4 protein-coding genes and 1 pseudogene are annotated in these 3705 nt (G+C 39.9%); 2 read left to right on the top strand and 3 right to left on the bottom strand.

Annotation, left to right across the window (positions count from 1 at the left end):
- A partial coding sequence (locus tag ABI367_RS10385; protein ID WP_462227017.1) for a low affinity iron permease family protein occupies positions 1-440 on the top strand: 440 nt, incomplete at its 5' end.
- Complete coding sequence (locus ABI367_RS10380; RefSeq protein ID WP_462227015.1) at positions 415-831, top strand: GNAT family N-acetyltransferase; 417 nt, start codon at positions 415-417, stop codon at positions 829-831. The genes ABI367_RS10385 and ABI367_RS10380, both read left to right, overlap by 26 nt.
- Positions 832-852: 21 nt before the next feature.
- Here the strand turns inward: ABI367_RS10380 and ABI367_RS10375 are convergent, their stop codons facing one another.
- The 3 genes and pseudogenes from ABI367_RS10375 to ABI367_RS10365 form a co-directional block, all read right to left on the bottom strand.
- Positions 853-1752: a formylglycine-generating enzyme family protein gene (locus ABI367_RS10375; RefSeq protein ID WP_462227014.1), complete on the bottom strand. Its 900-nt coding sequence runs from the start codon at positions 1750-1752 to the stop codon at positions 853-855.
- Between the two features lie 173 nt (positions 1753-1925).
- Positions 1926-3239: an NAD(P)/FAD-dependent oxidoreductase gene (locus ABI367_RS10370; protein ID WP_462227012.1), complete on the bottom strand. Its 1314-nt coding sequence runs from the start codon at positions 3237-3239 to the stop codon at positions 1926-1928.
- A 108-nt stretch (positions 3240-3347) separates the two neighbouring features.
- Positions 3348-3705 (bottom strand): annotated as a pseudogene (locus tag ABI367_RS10365) (GxxExxY protein); the annotation flags it as partial.

Genomic DNA, 3705 nt, shown 5'->3' with positions numbered 1-3705 from the left:
CGGCAGCTTTTTTTACAGCCATTTCTGTTATAGTAATATGGGGTGTTACCGGGCCTATATTTGATTATTCAGATACCTGGCAACTTATTATTAATACAGGTACAACCATTATTACCTTTTTAATGGTTTTCCTGATACAGAAATCTCAAAATAAAGATTCAAAAGCTATACATTTAAAGTTAAATGAATTGGTGGCATCGCACCAGGGAGCAAGTAACCGTATGGTTAATTTAGAAGATCTGACTGAAGAAGATCTGGATAGGTTACATAAGTTTTATGTTAAATTATCAACCTTGGCAGAGAAGGAAGACGATTTGACCAGTACACACTCCATTGATGCTGCCGAAGAAAATCATAATACAAAGCTTAGCAGCTATAAGTTAAAACCACATTACAATACATCAAAGGCTAAAAATGATATCAGTAACCCAGGTAAATGACGGCCCCGACCTCGAAAAAGTATTCGCTATAAGGCGGCAGGTATTTGTAGTTGAACAAAATTGCCCGCCTGAACTGGAATGGGAGCACGAAGATGAATCCACACATTTTTTAGCAACGGTTAATGGCACACCCGCAGGTGCCGCCCGCTGGCGCAAAACTGATAAAGGGTATAAACTGGAACGATTTGCGGTATTAAAAGAGTTTAGAGAAAAAGGCGTTGGGCAGGAGTTAGTAAAAACGGTATTGAATAATCTGCCAGCTGATGCCAATCATATTTATCTGCATGCACAAATACAAGCTATGCCGTTGTATGAAAGAGCAGGCTTCGTTAAAACCGGACCGCAGTTTGAAGAAGCCGGGATACAGCATTTTAAGATGGTGAAAAAATAATTATCTCCTATGCGGGCGCGGCTATTTATTTACATTAACAATTGTTGCAGCGCATCTAAATCCAACATAGGCAGTACAACTTGTTACCGGGTAGTTTTCCCGGTAAGTTGTTCGTAGATTAACCGCAGGGCTATTCCAACTACCTCCCCGTATCGCTACTTTATTCCTATCTACCTGTGAGTAACGAGAAATTATCCTAAATCTGTCAAGTGCTGTTATTTTGCGGTTATTCAAAACTGCCCTCATTTTATAGTCATTAGCACGCCACGAGCCCTCGCAAAGCTCAAACACATTGCCGCACATATCATAAAGGCCCAAGCTATTGGGCGGATAACGACCTGTTGCCACAGCATGGCCGATATTGGATTGGCTATAATTAGCTTTCGAAATGTCGGCATCTGCATTTCCCCATGGAAACTCATAAGTTTTGTCTATTAAACCTTTGGCTGCACTCTCCCGTTCTGCTTCTGATGGCAGCCGTTTGCCTTTCCACTGGGCAAAGGCGTTAGCCGCATACCAGCAAACATATACAACCGGGTAAGTAGCTTTTGTTTTTGGGTATTTATCCCCTTTCCAATCTTTAAGGTAATTTCCATCGTGTAAACTATCTGGAATGTTTGATTTAGACCATTTCGGGTTTGCCTCAATAAATTTTTTGAAATCAGCATTTGTAACCTCGTATTTATCCATATAAAAAGGTGGTACTGTCATCCTGATCGCGGGGTATTCCTGCGAAAAAAATGCAAATGAGCCATTAAATCTATCTATATCACTTTTTAATCGTGCACTGTCCAGGCCCATAAGGAAAGTACTTCCTTTAACCATTACCATATCTTTGAAATCGTAATTTAAAAGAGGTTTGTTGCTGGCAGATATGCATGCAAGTCCTAAAAAAAATAGCAATACAAATTTATTTCTCATGATTAAATAATAGTCTAAAATAACAATTAAGATCAGAAAAGGTAAACGAGCATATTAATTATTCTAACCGAATAATCCATCGCTTCCTGTAATTTATTAAATTAAGCCCATGCAGGGCATCGCGCGGTGGCACTTGGTAAGTTTTATGTGGTTATGGGGCATTACAGTGTAATTTAATCAATCTTCGATGTCTGCTTATCCTTTTTGTGTAACTCTTCCCTTTCAAATTTGCGCATTATAAGCCTGCTGCCGCCATTGTTTTTTAAATAGCTTGCCACCCAGTTAATCAATACTATAAGCTTGTTACGGCCGCCTAAAAGCGATATGAGGTGTACAAACATCCATACCAGCCATGCAAAAAATCCCTGGAACCGTATTTTGCCCAAATCGGCTACCGCCTTATTACGGCCAATAGTGGCTAATGATCCCTTATCGTTATATTTAAACGGTTCGGTTGGTTGGCCGGTAATAATATGCATAATATTTTTACCCACTTGTTTACCCTGTTGTATAGCTACCTGCGCTACCCCGGGATGACCCTTAGGGGTTTCTTCAGTAATCATAGCCGCTACATCCCCAATGGCAAATATATTTTCTGTTCCTTTAACACGGCTTATAGGGTCAACGCTTAAGCGGTTGCCGCGCTCAATACTCTCTTTTTCTAAGCCGTCGGGTACAACCCCCATTACCCCGGCACTCCATATTACATTTTTGGTGCGGATGGTTCTGCCATCCTCAAATTTTATCTCATTTCCATCATAGCTTTCCACCTTCACGTTAAGCAATACCTTAACGCCCATCTTGATTAAAAAATCTTTAGCCGCTTTTGATGCGCTGTCAGAAAACGGGCCCAGTACTTTAGGTAAAAAATCTACCAGGTAAACCTTCATTTCTTCTTTCTTCAGTTCAGGATAGTCTTTTGTAAGAATGTGGTTACGCAATTCGGCTAATGCGCCGGCCAACTCAACCCCCGTAGGACCCGCGCCAACCAGCACGAATGTCAATAAAGGTTCTCTGTCTTCCTTAACGGGTGTACGCACCGCTTCTTCCAGGTTTTGCAGTATAAGGTACCTCAAATTAAGTGCCTCGGGTATTGATTTCATTGGCATGGCAAATTTTTCAATATCCTTATTACCGAAGAAGTTGGTGGTTGACCCGGTTGCTATAACCAGGTAGTCATAAGCTATCTCGCCAATGCTTGTAGTAACACTGTTTTTATCGGGATTTATTTTGAATACTTCGGCCACACGAAAACGAAAGTTTTTTTGGTCGGCAAAGTTTTTACGTAACGAAAAAGCAATCGACTCGGCCTCCAAACTGCCGGTAGCCACCTGGTACAACAAAGGCTGAAATGTATTGTAATTATGCTTATCCAGCATTAAAACATCCACAGGTTTATCTTCCAACTGTTTGGCAACCTGCAGCCCGCCAAAACCGCCGCCTATAATTACTACTACCGGGTATTTTGTGTTATGAGTTGCTGACATGAATGTAGAATGAAGTATAACAGTATACAAGCAAAAAAAGCTCCAAAAATGACTATGATTTATGGGATTTTTATGATTTAAGGATTACTGGCTTCTGGTATAGATATTTTAAGATGATTTTACTTTTTTGCAAGCCGCATTATCGGGATGCTTAGTATTGTATATACGCTTAAATGTCATGCTTTTACTGCCAAAATTTATGAGCAGGCCTATTGGAAGATTATAAGCTTCTAAATAATTGATAAGTTGGGCCAAATGAGAATCGTCAAGTAGAGCAATAGCCTTTATTTCAACCATTATTTTATCCTCAACGTAAAAATCTACTCTTCTTCTGCCAATTTAAACTTCTTCATAAAAAATGGTCATTTCTATTTCCCGACCAAATGTTAAGCCTTGTTTTTGCATCTCAATTGCCAATGCTCTTTGATATATAACTTCTTGAAAACCGCTCCCAAGTACTGTATGT

This window comes from Mucilaginibacter sp., from assembly GCF_039935595.1.
In the GTDB taxonomy this organism is placed as follows: domain Bacteria; phylum Bacteroidota; class Bacteroidia; order Sphingobacteriales; family Sphingobacteriaceae; genus Mucilaginibacter.
This window is presented reverse-complemented; position numbering and strand designations above follow the sequence as displayed.